This is a genomic window from Roseovarius marisflavi (genome assembly GCF_900142625.1).
GTDB lineage: Bacteria > Pseudomonadota > Alphaproteobacteria > Rhodobacterales > Rhodobacteraceae > Roseovarius > Roseovarius marisflavi.
Map to the genome: position 1 here is coordinate 87,013 of NZ_FRBN01000013.1, position 14,484 is coordinate 101,496.

Annotated in this window: 16 protein-coding genes and 1 tRNA gene; 8 read left to right on the top strand and 9 right to left on the bottom strand. The window is 61.2% G+C overall.

The window, feature by feature from the left end; genetic code table 11:
* Window positions 1-157: 157 nt before the first annotated feature.
* Entirely contained in the window at window positions 158-997 is an 840-nt protein-coding gene (locus tag BUB78_RS12550) for an AAA family ATPase (RefSeq protein ID WP_073198436.1), read from the bottom strand.
* A 157-nt stretch (window positions 998-1,154) separates the two neighbouring features.
* On the opposite strand from BUB78_RS12550, the gene dksA reads away from it, so the two are divergent.
* The 4 genes from dksA to BUB78_RS12570 all read left to right on the top strand — a co-directional run bounded on the left by dksA (window position 1,155) and on the right by BUB78_RS12570 (window position 4,155).
* Window positions 1,155-1,610 carry an RNA polymerase-binding protein DksA gene (gene dksA / locus BUB78_RS12555; RefSeq protein ID WP_073198437.1) on the top strand — a complete coding sequence of 152 codons (456 nt, stop codon included), beginning with the start codon at window positions 1,155-1,157 and terminating at the stop codon, window positions 1,608-1,610.
* A gap of 88 nt (window positions 1,611-1,698) precedes the next feature.
* Entirely contained in the window at window positions 1,699-2,871 is a 1,173-nt protein-coding gene (locus BUB78_RS12560) for an FAD-dependent monooxygenase (RefSeq protein WP_073198438.1), read from the top strand.
* Window positions 2,872-3,041: 170 nt separating this feature from the next.
* Window positions 3,042-3,920 carry a hypothetical protein gene (locus BUB78_RS12565; RefSeq protein WP_220084008.1) on the top strand — a complete coding sequence of 293 codons (879 nt, stop codon included), beginning with the start codon at window positions 3,042-3,044 and terminating at the stop codon, window positions 3,918-3,920.
* Between the two features lie 4 nt (window positions 3,921-3,924).
* Entirely contained in the window at window positions 3,925-4,155 is a 231-nt protein-coding gene (locus BUB78_RS12570; RefSeq protein ID WP_073198440.1) for a hypothetical protein, read from the top strand.
* Window positions 4,156-4,161: 6 nt separating this feature from the next.
* Here the strand turns inward: BUB78_RS12570 and BUB78_RS12575 are convergent, their stop codons facing one another.
* From BUB78_RS12575 to fabI, 8 genes are all read right to left on the bottom strand, one after another.
* Window positions 4,162-4,707, bottom strand: coding sequence for a pseudouridine synthase (locus tag BUB78_RS12575; RefSeq protein WP_073198441.1), 546 nt, complete (start codon window positions 4,705-4,707; stop codon window positions 4,162-4,164).
* Window positions 4,708-4,749: 42 nt separating this feature from the next.
* Complete coding sequence (locus BUB78_RS12580) at window positions 4,750-5,376, bottom strand: rhodanese-like domain-containing protein (protein ID WP_245813469.1); 627 nt, start codon at window positions 5,374-5,376, stop codon at window positions 4,750-4,752.
* 95 nt (window positions 5,377-5,471) lie between these two features.
* Complete coding sequence (gene trpE, locus BUB78_RS12585; RefSeq protein WP_073198442.1) at window positions 5,472-6,983, bottom strand: anthranilate synthase component I; 1,512 nt, start codon at window positions 6,981-6,983, stop codon at window positions 5,472-5,474.
* 12 nt (window positions 6,984-6,995) lie between these two features.
* The gene (locus BUB78_RS12590) at window positions 6,996-8,834 is read right to left on the bottom strand and encodes a peptidyl-prolyl cis-trans isomerase (RefSeq protein WP_073198443.1); all 1,839 of its coding nucleotides are present in this window, start codon (window positions 8,832-8,834) and stop codon (window positions 6,996-6,998) included.
* A gap of 45 nt (window positions 8,835-8,879) precedes the next feature.
* A complete protein-coding gene (locus BUB78_RS12595; protein ID WP_073198444.1) occupies window positions 8,880-10,082 on the bottom strand; it encodes an aminotransferase in 1,203 nt (400 codons plus the stop codon).
* An 85-nt stretch (window positions 10,083-10,167) separates the two neighbouring features.
* Window positions 10,168-10,665 (bottom strand): xanthine phosphoribosyltransferase, encoded by a 498-nt coding sequence (gene gpt, locus BUB78_RS12600; protein ID WP_073198445.1) that lies wholly within the window; start codon window positions 10,663-10,665, stop codon window positions 10,168-10,170.
* A 5-nt stretch (window positions 10,666-10,670) separates the two neighbouring features.
* Window positions 10,671-11,273 carry a LysE family translocator gene (locus tag BUB78_RS12605; protein ID WP_073198446.1) on the bottom strand — a complete coding sequence of 201 codons (603 nt, stop codon included), beginning with the start codon at window positions 11,271-11,273 and terminating at the stop codon, window positions 10,671-10,673.
* A gap of 18 nt (window positions 11,274-11,291) precedes the next feature.
* Entirely contained in the window at window positions 11,292-12,098 is an 807-nt protein-coding gene (fabI, locus tag BUB78_RS12610) for an enoyl-ACP reductase FabI (RefSeq protein WP_073198447.1), read from the bottom strand.
* Window positions 12,099-12,266: 168 nt separating this feature from the next.
* On the opposite strand from fabI, the gene pdxH reads away from it, so the two are divergent.
* The 4 genes from pdxH to BUB78_RS12630 all read left to right on the top strand — a co-directional run bounded on the left by pdxH (window position 12,267) and on the right by BUB78_RS12630 (window position 14,123).
* Window positions 12,267-12,869, top strand: a complete 603-nt coding sequence (pdxH, locus tag BUB78_RS12615) for a pyridoxamine 5'-phosphate oxidase (protein ID WP_073198456.1) — start codon at window positions 12,267-12,269, stop codon at window positions 12,867-12,869.
* A gap of 122 nt (window positions 12,870-12,991) precedes the next feature.
* On the top strand, window positions 12,992-13,528 hold the full coding sequence (locus BUB78_RS12620) for a cold-shock protein (RefSeq protein WP_084732860.1): 537 nt from the start codon (window positions 12,992-12,994) through the stop codon (window positions 13,526-13,528).
* Between the two features lie 29 nt (window positions 13,529-13,557).
* The gene (locus BUB78_RS12625; RefSeq protein WP_245813471.1) at window positions 13,558-13,983 is read left to right on the top strand and encodes a DUF192 domain-containing protein; all 426 of its coding nucleotides are present in this window, start codon (window positions 13,558-13,560) and stop codon (window positions 13,981-13,983) included.
* 63 nt (window positions 13,984-14,046) lie between these two features.
* Window positions 14,047-14,123: transfer RNA gene (locus BUB78_RS12630), tRNA-Pro, on the top strand.
* Window positions 14,124-14,484: the final 361 nt, after the last annotated feature.

Sequence of the window (14,484 nt, forward strand, 5' to 3'; positions counted from 1 at the left end):
CCAATCCATAGCCGGGTCAGGGGCAGGATTGATGTTCATCCTGCTCTGGGTAAGGAGCATTTAAGGCAAAAATGTGGCAAACGCAATTCACGCGTGCAGGGCGGGTGTTTCGAGGCCCTGTTTCTTGCCCCAAATCACCCGATCCCGACCCGATAAATCAGCGCTGACGCCGGGCCATGAAGGCCAGCCGTTCAAACAAATGCACGTCCTGTTCGTTCTTCAAAAGCGCACCGTGCAGCTTGGGCAGGGCGTCGGCCCCGTCACGGCGCAGGTCCTCAACGCTCAGGTCTTCGGCCAAAATCAGCTTGAGCCAGTCCAGAACCTCGGAGGTCGAGGGCTTTTTCTTGAGACCGGGCTGTTCGCGCAGCTCGAAGAACTGGGTCAGGGCAGTGGTGAGCAGCGCATCCTTGATGCCGGGGTGGTGCACTTCGACGATCTTGCGTAACGTGTCGGCATCGGGAAAGCGGATATAATGGAAAAAGCAGCGCCGCAAAAACGCATCCGGCAGCTCTTTTTCGTTGTTCGAGGTGATGATGATCACCGGGCGATTGCGCGCCTTGACGGTTTCGCCGGTCTCGTAGACGTGAAACTCCATCTGGTCGAGTTCCTGCAACAGGTCGTTGGGGAACTCGATATCGGCCTTGTCAATCTCGTCGATCAACAGCACGACCTTTTCGTCAGAGGCAAACGCCTCCCAGAGCTTGCCGCGCTTGATATAGTTTTTCACGTCATGCACGCGCGCGTCGCCAAGCTGGCTGTCGCGCAACCGGCTGACGGCGTCGTATTCGTAAAGACCCTGCTGCGCCTTGGTGGTCGATTTGATGTTCCATTCGATAAGGCGCATCCCAAGCGACTGTGCCACCTGTCGGGCCAGTTCGGTCTTGCCGGTGCCCGGCTCGCCCTTGACCAGAAGCGGGCGCTCAAGCGTCACGGCGGCATTGACCGCGACCGTCAGGTCATCGGTGGCGACATAGGCGTCGGTGCCTTCAAATTTCATCTCGTTTTCGTCCCTTTTTGCGGCGTTTGGGGCCAGTCATTCGGGCCACCCTAGATTGTCCGACAATTCACATCAATGGCGTGTGATTGCCTAGTGACAATCTGATAACGCAGGTGTAGATCACCGCGCAGGGCACCACCGGCCCAAGGAGAATATCATGCCTGACACTGGCCTTGGTGAGGGGATCGACATGAAAGCAGAAGTTTTTTTGCCCGAAGATTATCAGCCGGCTGAAGACGAGCCGTTCATGAATGAGCGCCAGACGGAGTATTTCCGTCGCAAGCTTCTGGCCTGGCGTGAGGATCTTCTGGAGGGCAGCCGCGAGACCATCGAAGGTCTTCAGGATGGCACTCGGGCCATTCCCGATGTCGCCGACCGCGCCAGCGAAGAAACCGACCGCGCGCTTGAACTGCGCACGCGGGATCGTCAGCGCAAGCTTGTCGCCAAGATCGACTCGGCCCTGCGCCGGATTGATCAGGGCGAATATGGTTATTGCGAAGTGACCGGCGAGCCGATCAGCCTCAAGCGGCTGGATGCGCGCCCGATCGCCACCATGAGCCTTGAGGCGCAAGAACGCCACGAGCGCCGCGAAAAAGTTCACCGCGACGACTAAGGTCGTCTGCGCCACGGCGCACAGAGGATTTTCACGAAATGACGCGTCGGGGCTTTATCCCCGGCGCGTTTCGGTTCAAAGGGGCCTTATGGAGTTGGACAAGCTCAACATAACGGTCATCGGGGCCGGTATCGGTGGTCTTGCCGTGGCGCGCGCACTTGCCCTGCGCGGGGCCAATGTGACCGTGCTTGAACAGGCCGCCGAGATTTCCGAGGTCGGCGCCGGTCTTCAGATAAGCCCGAATGGCTTTGCGGTGCTGCGCGCGCTTGGACTTGGCGATGCCCTGCGCCGCGTCGCGGTTCAGGCCAAGGCCGTCAGCCTGCGCGATTATCGCCGCGAAGAGGTGCTGCGCCTTGATCTCGGGTCGCTCGACAATGATGATTACTATTTCATCCACCGTGCCGATCTGATCGACATTATGGCGGCTGGCGCGCGGGCGGCGGGTGTGAAAATCCGCCTGTTGCAAAAGGTCTTTGGCGTCATCCCCGGCGCGCGCCCCAAGGTCGAGCTGGCCAATGGCGCGACGCTTTGTTCGGATCTGGTGATCGGGGCCGATGGGTTGCATTCGCATGCCCGCGCCGCGCTCAATGGCACAACGGCGCCGTTTTTCACCCGCCAGGTGGCCTGGCGCGCGACGATTCCCAATACAGGCGGGCGCGGGCCAGAGGCGCGCGTTCACATGGGGCCGATGCGCCATGTGGTCAGCTATCCGTTGCGCGACAGCACGCTTTTGAACATCGTCGCGGTTCAGGAAAAGGCCGCCTGGGCCGCCGAAAGCTGGAGCCAGAAAGACGACCCCAATGCCCTGCGCGCGGCCTTCGGCGATTTTTGCCCCGAGGTGCGCGCCATGCTCGCTGCGGTGCAAGAGGTGCATCTCTGGGGGTTGTTCCGCCACCCGGTCGCGCCGGTCTGGCAGGCCGGGAATGTCGCGCTTTTGGGCGACGCCGCGCATCCGACCTTGCCGTTCATGGCGCAGGGCGCGTCAATGGCGCTTGAGGATGGCTGGGTTCTGGCCGATGCCCTGGCGGGGCGCGCGGATATGTCAGAGGCGCTCGCCCGTTATCAGACCCGCCGCGAGGCCCGCGTGCGCCGCGTGGTCGAGGCCGCCAATCGCAACGCCTGGAAATATCACCTGTCGTTCCCGCCGCTTCGCTGGGCCGCCCATACCGCCCTGCGCGCCGGAGGGGCCCTGGCGCCGACCCGCATGATGCGCCAGTTTGACTGGCTCTACGGCCATGACGTGACGCAAATCCCGGCCTGATTCACAAGCCGTTAATACGTGTTAATCGCGCAACGATTGCTCTTTTTTGTGGCAACGATGCTTGCGGATTTCTCCCAAATTGGTGACAAGCGGGTCACAATAACAAAACACGTGAGGAGCGGTATATGTCTTTGAAAACAAACATTTTTATGGGTGCACTTTTTGCATCCATGCCCCTTGCGCTTTGCGCGCAGGACGCGGGCGGCGCCTTTACCCTTGGCTATGGTGCCTCGTCGGTCTCTGGCCCGGCTGGCGACCTCTCGACCCTGTCGCTGGACGGCGTTGGCAATATCGCGCTGAACAACAGTTTCAATATCGGGCTTTACGGCTCTTTCCGCAGTGTCGACGAAAACAACACAAGTGATGATCTCGCGGCCTCTGACTTTGGTTTTACGCTGAATTATCAGTTTCTCAACGGCGTGGTGCTTGGCGGTTATCTTGATTACGCAAAGCTTGATTTTGGGTCATTCGCGACGGATTTCGATACCACGTCTTATGGCGGTACGGTGGGCTACGTGACCAATACCTTCGGAGCGGAGGCCTTTCTTGGCGGCACCGAAACGTCGCCGGATCTGGCGGCGGGCGTGGATTGGGTCGATTACGGCCTTAACCTTCGCTACGTGGTCTCGCCGCAGGCCCGCCTTGGCGGTCACATCATGCGCAGCGATATCTCCGTTCCCGGAGGCACGGATGTCGAGATTGATTCTTATGGAATTGGCGGCGATTACGCCTTTGGCAACGGCTGGTCTGGCTTTGGCGGGCTAAGCTATGTTGACCTCGGTGCGGCAGCTGTCGACGCCACGACATTTGGTGTTGGCGTCGGCTATGACCTCGGACAGATCAGCCGACTGCCGGCCTCGGTCTCGCTTGAATTGTCGCGTACGGATATTAGCGCACCGGGCGCCGACGCAGATGTGGACACCCTCCGCCTGAGCCTGACCGTACCGCTTGGCAACCGCCCAAGCACCACCCCGCTGAACAGCGTCGCTCGCTCGGCCATGGCCCCGCGCCACAACGCTGTGTCAACGCTGCTTGAGTCTGCCTTCTGAGACATTGGCAGGGCTGGGGCATGCTGCCTGTCTGATCGATCCCGAAAAGGCGCGCCGTTCCAACGATGCGCGGGTGATCAAGGCGGCGCGTTCCAGCGGTGAGTATGTAAGCCCCGGCTATCTGCCGCCCTGTTCGGACGGGCGCGGCAGTGGCTATGCCGTTGATCTCAAGGCGATCGAAAAGACGGGCAAGGTGCTGGACGAAATCACCAATTTCGATATCGGCAAATACTGAGCCCGCTCAGGCATCGCGCCACGTGCCGGGCGCGATGCCGTCAAGCGACCACTCGCCGATGCGCCACCGCACAAGCCGCAGGGTGGGGTGGCCGATATAGGCGGTCATCCGGCGCACTTGGCGATTGCGCCCCTCGGAAATGGTGATCGACAGCCAGCAATCGGGCACCGATTTGCGATAGCGCACCGGCGGGGTGCGCGCCCAGATATCCGGCGCCTCGATGCGCGCCACCCTGGCGGGTCGGGTCGGGCCGTCCTTGAGGGTGACACCGCTGCGCAGCGCGGCAAGCGCCGCTTCATCGGGCAGGCCTTCGACCTGAACCAGATAGGTTTTTTCCATTTTAAAACGGGGGTTTGTGATGCGCGCTTGAAGTGCGCCATCGTCGGTCAGCAAGAGCAGGCCCTCACTGTCACGATCCAGCCGACCGGCGGGATAGACCTTGGGCACGTCAATGAAATCCGAAAGGGTCGCGCGCGCGCTACCAGCGGTGCTGCGGTCGGTAAACTGCGACAGCACGCCGAAGGGTTTGTTGAACAGGATCAGCCGGGCCATACGCCCGTGATGCCTGAGCGCGCGCGGGCCTGCAAGCCTTGGTTACTTGTGACCGGGCCACAGCCCCGCGCGTACCTTGTATGTCCAGGGCAGGCCCGCATTGCGCCAGCCATTGACCGCGCGCACGCCCGCATCGTTCTTGTCGCCCTCGAAACCATCGACGACGTTGTAAAGCGTCACATCGAGTCCCGCCTTGACCAGCTTTTCGATGGCTGCCGCGCTGCGCGAGCCAGAGCGGCACATGACCAGAATTGTGTCGATTCCCTGTGCGGCATCGCTGGCAAGCCATGCTTGCACCTCGGCCACGAAATCGGGGTTGTCGATCATCTTGTAGACGCCCTTTTGCGCGTCAAACCCCAAAGCGGGGTCGACGAATTTGGACGGGATATTGGCCGCCGCCTGCATCGGATAGCCTATCAGCATGGTCTCGGACGGGGTGCGCACGTCAATCAGCGCCATGTTGGGGTGATCGGCCAGCACGCGCCCCGCATCGGCGGCGGTGATATAGAGGCCGGGGGTGGTTTGTTTGCTTTTGCTCAGGTCGGCCGCAACAACAGGGGCCTGAAGGTCAAGCGCGGTTTCGGCGGCGCTGATCTGCGGGCCAAGCGCCAGCGTCAGGGCAACGAACGCGGGGGCGGCAAAGCGTGAAAGTCGGGTGATAGGAAGCATGTCAAAGTCCTCTCCGATTACATTCATGTAGGTGAATGTGATGGGTCAGACCTACGCCTGTCAAGCACTCTGTGCCTTGATCTTTGTCAACGGCCTTAGGTATTGCCATCGCCCAGAAAACGCGCCGCATCCGCCGCCGCGCGCCGTATGGCATTGGATTTATGGACAGTTTCCATATATTCCGCCTCGGGGTCGCTATCGTAAACGACACCGCCACCGGCCTGAATATAAAGCTTTTCATCTTTCACCACGGCAGTGCGCAGCGCGATACAGACATCCATGTCGCCGCCCGAACTGAAGTAGCCGACACCGCCGCCATAGACGCCGCGCTTTTCCGGCTCAAGCTCGTCGATGATCTGCATGGCGCGGACCTTGGGCGCGCCCGAGACCGTGCCCGCAGGCAGACCGGCCAGAAGCGCCGAAAGCGCATCCTGATCTTCTGCCAGCTCGCCCACCACGTTCGAGACGATATGCATCACGTGGCTGTAGCGCTCGATGATGAACTGCTCGGTCGGGCGTACGGTGCCGATCTTGCTGACGCGGCCCGCGTCGTTGCGGCCCAGATCAAGCAGCATGAGATGCTCGGCCAGCTCTTTCTTGTCGGCCAGAAGATCGGCCTCTAGCGCGCGATCCTCGGCCGGGGTGGCGCCGCGCGGACGGGTGCCCGCAATCGGGCGCACGGTGACCTCGTTGCCAAACACCCGCACAAGGATTTCGGGGCTGGCACCGACCACCTGAAAGCCGCCGAAATTGAAATAGAACATGAAGGGCGAGGGGTTTGTGCGGCGCAAACTGCGATAGAGCGAAAACGGCGGCTGGCGGAAATCCTGGGTCCAGCGTTGGCTTGGCACGACCTGAAAGATATCACCGGCGCGGATGTAATCCTTGGCCTTTTCGACGGCGGCTTTGTAACCCTCACGGGTGAAGTTCGACACCGGGGCGGCGTCTTCATTGGCCTCGCCAAGGGTGCGGCTGGCCTGAGGCAGGGCGCGGTCAAGATCGCGCATCGCGTCCATCACCCGTTCGGCGGCCTGCGCATAGGCGGCCTTGGCCGATTGCCCGGAACTGACCCATGCGGGGGCGACGACCGTGACCTCGCCCTTGACACCATCAAGCACGGCCACGACCGAGGGACGCAGCATCACCGCATCGGGAAGGCCAAGCGGATCGGGGTTCACATCCGGCAGGTGTTCGACCAGACGGATCATGTCATAGCCAAGATAGCCAAACAGCCCGGCACTTGAGGCCGGAAGGTCGTCAGGCAGATCAATCTGGCTCTCGGCGATCAGCGCGCGCAGATTGTCGAGCGGATCACCCGCCTGATCCTCAAAGCTATCGGTATCAAAGCGCGCCTGACGGTTGATCCGGCTGCCGGTGCCGTGACATTGCCAGATCAGATCGGGCTTCATCCCGATAATCGAATAGCGCCCGCGCACCTCGCCACCCGTCACCGATTCAAGCATGAAGGCATCGCGCGCGGCACCCGTCAGCTTGAGCATCAGCGACACCGGCGTGTCGAGATCGGCCGCAAGGCGGGCATGCACGACCTGATTTTCGCCGGCCTCGTAGGCGCGGGCAAATTCTGTGAACGAAGGGGTCAGATCCAAGGCAGGCAATCCTTAGTTGAAATTGGAATGCACGGCGTTCATGGCGGCCTGATCAAGGGTCACCCCGGCGCGGGTGCGGATGTCGTCAGCCAGCACCTGAAACAGATCCTGACTGAGGTCGGCGGCGACCTGATCACGCAGGGCATCGCGCAGACGCCGAAGGTCTTCATCCTCTTCGGCGGGCGGCAGGACGTTGTCGAGCTTGAGAACGAACAGACGCCCGTTGCCTTCGATCACGCGAACCTCGCCTTTTTCCATGCCGAACACGGTTTCGATAAACTCTGCAGGGGCGTCGGCCTGATAGCTGCGGCGGGTCAGATCACGGACCACCGTCGCCGCAAGCCCGAGATCGTCAAAGGATTTCCCGGCCTGCAATTCGGTCACCTGGCCCTCGATTTCCGCGCGCAGTGCTTTGATCGTGGCCTGCGCCCGCCAGCCTTGCACCACGGCGTCGCGTACGTCTTCCAGCGGCTGAATGCGCGGCTCGTCGATGCCATCGAGGCGGAGTGCGAAAATGCCGTCATCCTCAAGCTTGGCAACGGCAGGGTAATCCGCTTCGGTCACCTCGGCGGCAGCAGTGCGAAACGCGCCATAGGCGGCGATCTCGTCGCTTATTCCGGGATGCCAGTCGATCTGGCCAAGCACAAGATCGGTCTCATTGGCGATTTCCTCAAGGGTGGCCCCACCGGCCAGGAGGTCATCAACCGTGTCGATCTGCGCATCAATCACCCGGCGCGCGCGGTCGCCGGCAAGCGCTGCGCGCAACTCGGGCATAGCCTCTTCAAAGCTGGTAGTTTCGGCGGCAAGCACCGCATTCACCCGGAAAATCGCCGGGCCAAGATCGGTTTCCGCCGGGCCAACCACGGTGCCGACATCGGCGCCAAAGACAACATCGGCGGCGGGGCCAAGATCGGCCGCCGAGACATCACCCATATCGACATCCGCCAGGTCTAGCCCGCGTTCGGACACCAGCATTTCAAACAGGATACCCTGATCAAGCCGCGCCATCGCGGTTTGCGCGGCCTCGGCATGCGGGAAAACCAGACGCTCGACCAGGCGACGCTCTGGCTGGTTGAACTCGGCCTCGCGGTCGGCGTAGGCCTCGCGCAGCGCCACCTCATCCACCTCGACGGTGTCGAGGATCATGGTCGGGGTCATCCAGGCATAGGTGATCTTCTTGGTTTCCGGCGTGGTGAAATCGGGCAGGTGGCCCTGATGATAGGTCTTGAGATCCTGTTCAGAGGGCACCGGAAGGCCGGTCGCCAGATCGTTGCGGTCAAGCGTTGCAAAGGCAATGCTGCGACGCTCTGACAAATAGGTCAGCATCGCATCCATATAGGAGGTCGGCACCTGAACGCCCGACACCACCGCCGCCTGGAGCAGGGTGCGCGCGGTTTCAGAGCGGATATTGCTTTCAAAGCGGCCCTCGTTCATGCCGGCCTGCTGCAGCGCAAAGGCATAGGCCTCGCGGTCAAACGAGCCGTCGATACCCTGAAAAGCGGGGATTTCGATGATCTGGTTGCGCAGGTTCACATCGCCGATGGAAATGCCAACCCGGTCGGTCTCATTTTCCAGTGCCGCCGCCGAGACCAGCCGTGACAGAACCGCCTGATCCACCCCAAGCGCCTGAGCGCGGGCAAAGCTAATGGGCTCGCCACGTTCGGCCTCAAGCGCACGAATTTCGTTTTGCAGGGCGCGGGCATAGGTGGTGACGTCGATATCGGTCTCGCCCACTGCGCCGATGCTGCGCACATTGCCCGAAAGGTTGGTTGCGCCAAAGCCGCCAAGACCGATGACCAAAAGGCCCATCAGAATCCAGACCAGTGTTTTCGTGATGCCGCTGCCCGCCATTTGACCCCCTGTACGTCTTGTCTGAAACCGCGCTTGCGCGACTGTCTACGCGTTGCCCGTCGCCGGGGCAAGAGGCCAGCGCAGCGCCGCAAGTCGCTCAAACAGCGCGGTGATCCCGGCGCGGTCGAGATTGGCAAAGGCGACGCGCATCTCGCGTTGCCCCGACAGGTGATCTTCGGGCTGAAACATCGTGCCGGGCAAGAGCAGAACCCCCGCCTCGCGGACAAGTTTCGGCGCAAGCTGAGCCGAGGTTTCCTCAAAAGGATGCGCCGCATAGGCGAAATAGGCGCCACAGCCCAAAAGCCGCCACCCCTGCGCCAGCAGCTTCGGCATGTTGTCGTGGATCGCGGCACGGCGGTCCAATATCTCGGCGCGCTCGCCCGCAAGCCATTGGCCAAGGTTCTGCATGCCCCAAAGGGCTGCGACCTGGCCAAGCTGATTGGGGCAGATGGTGACGGTATCAAGAAATTTCTCCGCCTCGGCAAGGCGCGCGGGGCTGGCCACCATGGCGCCAACCCGGTGCCCGGTGAGGCGGTATGCCTTGGAAAAGGAATAAAGCTGAATAAGCGTGTCATGCCAGTCGGGATCGTGAAACAGGTCATGCGGCGCGCCGGGGCGCGCATCAAAGTCGCGATAGGTTTCGTCCACGATCAACGCGATGCCACAGGAGCGCGCCAGATTGAAGAAGGCGCGCACAAGGTCTGCGGGATACTCGACCCCGCCGGGGTTGTTGGGCGTCACCAGAACAATTGCGCGGGTGCGCGGCGTGATCAGGCGGGCGGCCTGATCCGGGTCAGGCAGCAATTCCGCCCCGGCGGGCAGCGCGACCGAGCGCACACCGGCCATATCGAGCCACATCTTGTGATTGAAATACCAGGGCGTCGGCACGATCACCTCGTCACCCTCGGCGCAAAGCGTTGTGATCGCCGCGCAAAACGCCTGATTGCAGCCCGAGGTGATGGCGACATTCTCGGCGGCAAGCGTGCTGCCATAAGCGGCGCTCCACTGCGTCGCGACCTCTTCGCGCAACTCGGGCAGGCCGAGAACGGGGCCATAAAGGTGCGCCTCGGGGCGATCGAGCGCGGCCTCTGCCACCACCCGGCGCAGGGCCTCTGGCGGGGCCTCGACCGGGGCGGCCTGGCTGACGTTGATCAGCGGGCGATCTGGCGGGAAGGTGACCCCGTCAAGCCAGCGGCGCGCCTCCATGACGGGCGGGCTGAAGGTGCGGGCAGTACGGGGCAGGGGCATCGGGTCTCTCCTGGAAACGGGGGCTCGTCGGGCCTCTCAGCCCGCCTCGCGGTGCGGGCACGCAAGGGCGCGAAGAGCCGCACGGTTACTTGCCACGGTAAGGCTCAACATACTGCAAAGCCATATCCCAGGGAAAGAAAATCCAGGTGTCCTGGCTGACTTCGGTGACAAAGGTCTGAACCTGTGCGCGGCCCATCGGCTTGGCATAGACGGTGGCCACATGCGCCTTTGGCATTTGTGCGCGCACCACTTCAAGGGTGCGTCCGGTATCGACCAGATCGTCAATGACCAGCACACCGGACCCATCGCCGACGATCTCCATGTCCGGTGACTTGATCACGCGCGGTTCGCTTTGGGTCTGGTGGTCATAGGATTTGACGCTGATCGTATCGACAATGCGAATATCAAGCTCGCGCGCCACGATCATCGCCGGGGCCATGCCGCCACGGGTGATCGCCACAACCGCCCGCCAGCCGCCCTCGGGGGCGTCGTTCTGCAAGCGCCACGCCAAAGCGCGCGCATCGCGGTGAAGCTGATCCCAGCTGACGTGAAAGCCTTTTTCGTGCGGAAGCCAATCGCTCATCTCAGTCACCTGTCCAGTAAAAGTTTCAATCCCAGGGCGCCCATCACAAGCGCCGCGGCCCGGTCAAGGCCGGGCTTTGCCCCTACGTAAGCCCGGCGCGCCGCTTGTCCGCTTAGCAGGGTCGCGAACAGGCCGTAAAACAGCCACTCGACCAAAGCGTGGTTGGCAACGATCAAGGCGATGTCAGTGGCGCTCAACCCCTTGGGGAAGATCACGACCAGCACCGAGGCGGCGAATAAAACCGACTTGGGGTTGCCAAGGTTGATCAGCGCGCCGTCGAAAAGCGCGCGCCCACGCGGGCGCGCCGCCGCATCAAGCGGGGCTTTCGCGTCACGCCATGTGCCATAGGCAATATAGATCAGATAAAGCGCGCCACCGATCTTGAGCAGGCCGTAAGCCCAGGGAAAGACCGCGAACAGCCCCTCAAGCCCCAAGAGCGCCGCCAGCGTCCAGCCCGCCGCGATCGCCCCAAGCCCCAGACCCGCCGCAATCCCCGAGGCGCGCCCATCCGCAAGCGCGGTGCGCAGGGCAAACAAAAGGGCCGGGCCGGGGCTGAGCAGGGCGGCCAGCAGAACCGCGTTGAAGGCCAGAAGGTCGAGATAGGACATCGCGAGGCCCCGCTTAGATCAGGTCGCGTCGATATCGGGCGCGTCGACCGCCTTCATGCCTACGATATGATAACCCGCATCCACATGCAGGTTCTCGCCGGTCACACCGCTGCCGAGATCCGACAGAAGATAGAGCGCCGAACGGCCCACATCGTCAATCGTCACGTTGCGGCGCAGCGGTGAATTGAGCTCGTTCCATTTCAGGATATAGCGGAAATCGCCGATGCCGCTGGCGGCCAGTGTCTTGATCGGGCCTGCGCTGATGGCGTTGACGCGGATGCCGTCCTTGCCAAGATCCTCGGCCAGGTATTTCACGCTGGCCTCAAGCGCGGCCTTGGCCACGCCCATGACGTTGTAATGCGGCATCACCTGCTCGGCGCCATAATAGGTCAGCGTCAGGGCGCTGCCGCCGGCGTTCATCATCTTTTCGGCGCGCTGCATCACGGCAGTAAAGGAATAGACGGAAATATCCATCGTCATCATGAAATTGTCGCGGCTGGTGTCGACATAGCGCCCGCGCAATTCGTTCTTGTCGGAAAACCCGATGGCATGCACCACAAAATCAAGCGTGCCCCAGTGTTGTTCCAACTCGGAAAACAGCGCGTCGACCGATGCCATGTCGCTTACGTCACAGGGCAGGACAACATCCGAGCCAAGTTGCGCCGCCAGCGGGGCAACCCGCTTCTTGAGCGCATCCCCTTGATATGAAAAGGCAAGTTCAGCGCCCGCGTCGGCACAGGCCTTGGCGATGCCCCAGGCAATCGACTTGTCATTGGCAAGACCCATGATAAGCCCGCGTTTCCCCGCCATCAGATTATTTGACATTCCCAGCCCCCGGCCCAATTCTGCGTTATCTGTCCTTTAGGCGATAGGCGGGATTGCATCAAGGGCTGCGACCCCCCACTTGGGCAGAGACCCGCAACTATGGGTATTTTCAGCACGATGCGGCGGGCCGACGCCGAATGTATTCTATGGATAGAGAAGATGAACACCATGCAACGAGACGGAATTTTCGCAGGCGACAACCCCTTCGAGATCGCCCGGACCTGGCTGGCTGAGGCCGAATCCTCTGAACTGAATGATCCCAATGCCGTTGCCCTGGCGACGGTCGACGCAAGCGGTCTGCCGAACGTGCGCATGGTCCTGCTCAAGGAAATCGCCGAGGATGGGTTTATCTTTTACACCAACTACACAAGCGCCAAGGGCAGGGAACTGGCCGAGAACGGCCAGGCTGCGATGGTGCTGCACTGGAAATCGCTGCGCCGCCAGATTCGCATTCGCGGGCCGGTGGAGCGCGAAGAGGGCGACAAGGCCGACGCCTATTACGCATCGCGATCCCTCAAGAGTCGCCTCGGGGCCTGGGCGTCGGATCAGTCGAAGCCGCTGGATTCGCGTGCAACCCTGATGGCCAAGGTTGCCAAAATCACCGCCCAAAAGGGCCCGAACCCACCACGCCCACCCTTTTGGGGAGGTTTCAGAATCGCGCCGGTTGAGATTGAATTCTGGGCGGATGGGGCGTTTCGTCTTCATGATCGCTTTGTTTGGCGCACCGAAACCCCCGGGGGAACCTGGAAAATTCGGCGATTAAATCCGTAAATTACACGTCACGTGAAATGCAATACGCTGAAAAGTAAGATTATTTTAGGCTTGCATGAGGGGGCTGTTATAACGCAAGTGTTAATGCAGTCTTGGGGATGAAGACTGTTAGGTAGGACAAAGTGACCACAGAAAATGAAGATATTTGCAGAGTAAGAGGGCGTGTTAAGTGGTTTGACCCGGTAAAAGGGTTTGGGTTTGTGGTTTCTGATGAGGGTGGCCCCGATATTTTGTTACATGCCAATGTTCTAAGGAACTTTGGCCAAAGCTCGGTGGCCGATCGCGCCAGCGTTGAACTTGACGTGCAAAGCACAGAGCGTGGCCGCCAGGCGGTCACGGTCCATTCAATCGAGCCGCCAGATGCGTCCGAGATGGGGACTCTTGCCGATCTTGACGACATTGATCCGGAAGTCATCCGCGCCGCACCGCTAGAGCCGGCGCGCGTCAAATGGTTCGACAAGGGCAAGGGATTTGGCTTTGCCAACACCTTTGGGCGCGATGAGGATGTGTTTGTTCACATAGAAGTGCTCCATCGCTCGGGTTTAGCCGATTTGCAGCCCGGTGAGGCATTGGCGATCCGCGTGATTGAGGGTAAAAGGGGGCGAATGGCAACTGAGGTGTGCGGATGGGAAATGGCAATAAAGGCATCGGAGTCTTAGCGGCGTGTGTTTTGGCCTTTTCGGGGGCGATGGCCTCTGCAGAAGAGTGTCGTGAAGACGCGGTCATTTTCCGCAGCGATGCCGGCATGGCGCGCTTCCGCGTCGAGGTCGCCGATGACAAGGCCGAGCGCGCGCAGGGACTGATGAACCGCGAAACGCTGTCGAAAAGTGCGGGTATGTTGTTTGTCTATCCGAACCCGCAGCAGGTCGGGTTCTGGATGAAAAACACGCTGATCCCGCTCGACATGATCTTTCTGGACAAAACCGGCACGGTGAAGAAAGTGCATAGCAATGCAAAGCCGCATGATGAAACCCCGATCATGGGCGGGAGCGGCATTCTTGCGGTTCTTGAAATCAACGCTGGTCTTGCCCGCAAGATCGGCATCAGCGAAGGCTGGCAGATGCGCCACCCGAGCTTTGACCGGGACACGGCGGCCTGGCCCTGCGACGGATAAATTCCGGGGCGGTGAGTTAGGGCTTTTCAATCCCGGGAATCGCCTTTAGACACCCCCTCAGTTCGGGGCGTAGCGCAGCCTGGTAGCGCACCTGTTTTGGGAACAGGGGGTCGTGAGTTCGAATCTCTCCGCCCCGACCACAAAATCCCAGATGTGACGGCTTGGACCGTCCGCCCTCCGGGTGGGCGGTTTTTGCTTTTGCGGCGCTCCTGCCCCGAGACGTTGCGCGCACAAAGCGTTAGCCGAAATACGCCATCTGTCCCTTGCCTTTAAGGTGTTTCGCTGAGGCTGCGGTGCCGGAAAGGGTAGGTTCGCCTATTCCTCTCGGCGCTCTGCTTCGTCACGATCTCGTTCGTATTGCTTTGTGCCAGGAAACGGCGGCAACCAGGCCTCGCGGCGAATGACCTGTGTGGATGGCTCCTGCATAGCAAGACATTTTTGATCAGATTTGTGCATTTGTCAGAAGCAGTCATGTGTCCGGCCTGTTTGCGCGGTTTTGAC

What these genes read in the sequence shown, in the direction of transcription:
- BUB78_RS12550 (WP_073198436.1), bottom strand. Translation starts at nt 997, where the DNA reads ATGAAATTTGAAGGCACCGACGCCTATGTCGCCACCGATGACCTGACG.
- dksA (WP_073198437.1), top strand. Translation starts at nt 1,155, where the DNA reads ATGCCTGACACTGGCCTTGGTGAGGGGATCGACATGAAAGCAGAAGTT.
- BUB78_RS12560 (WP_073198438.1), top strand. Translation starts at nt 1,699, where the DNA reads ATGGAGTTGGACAAGCTCAACATAACGGTCATCGGGGCCGGTATCGGT.
- BUB78_RS12565 (WP_220084008.1), top strand. Translation starts at nt 3,042, where the DNA reads ATGCCCCTTGCGCTTTGCGCGCAGGACGCGGGCGGCGCCTTTACCCTT.
- BUB78_RS12575 (WP_073198441.1), bottom strand. Translation starts at nt 4,707, where the DNA reads ATGGCCCGGCTGATCCTGTTCAACAAACCCTTCGGCGTGCTGTCGCAG.
- BUB78_RS12580 (WP_245813469.1), bottom strand. Translation starts at nt 5,376, where the DNA reads ATGCTTCCTATCACCCGACTTTCACGCTTTGCCGCCCCCGCGTTCGTT.
- BUB78_RS12590 (WP_073198443.1), bottom strand. Translation starts at nt 8,834, where the DNA reads ATGGCGGGCAGCGGCATCACGAAAACACTGGTCTGGATTCTGATGGGC.
- BUB78_RS12595 (WP_073198444.1), bottom strand. Translation starts at nt 10,082, where the DNA reads ATGCCCCTGCCCCGTACTGCCCGCACCTTCAGCCCGCCCGTCATGGAG.
- gpt (WP_073198445.1), bottom strand. Translation starts at nt 10,665, where the DNA reads ATGAGCGATTGGCTTCCGCACGAAAAAGGCTTTCACGTCAGCTGGGAT.
- BUB78_RS12605 (WP_073198446.1), bottom strand. Translation starts at nt 11,273, where the DNA reads ATGTCCTATCTCGACCTTCTGGCCTTCAACGCGGTTCTGCTGGCCGCC.
- fabI (WP_073198447.1), bottom strand. Translation starts at nt 12,098, where the DNA reads ATGTCAAATAATCTGATGGCGGGGAAACGCGGGCTTATCATGGGTCTT.
- pdxH (WP_073198456.1), top strand. Translation starts at nt 12,267, where the DNA reads ATGCAACGAGACGGAATTTTCGCAGGCGACAACCCCTTCGAGATCGCC.
- BUB78_RS12625 (WP_245813471.1), top strand. Translation starts at nt 13,558, where the DNA reads ATGGCCTCTGCAGAAGAGTGTCGTGAAGACGCGGTCATTTTCCGCAGC.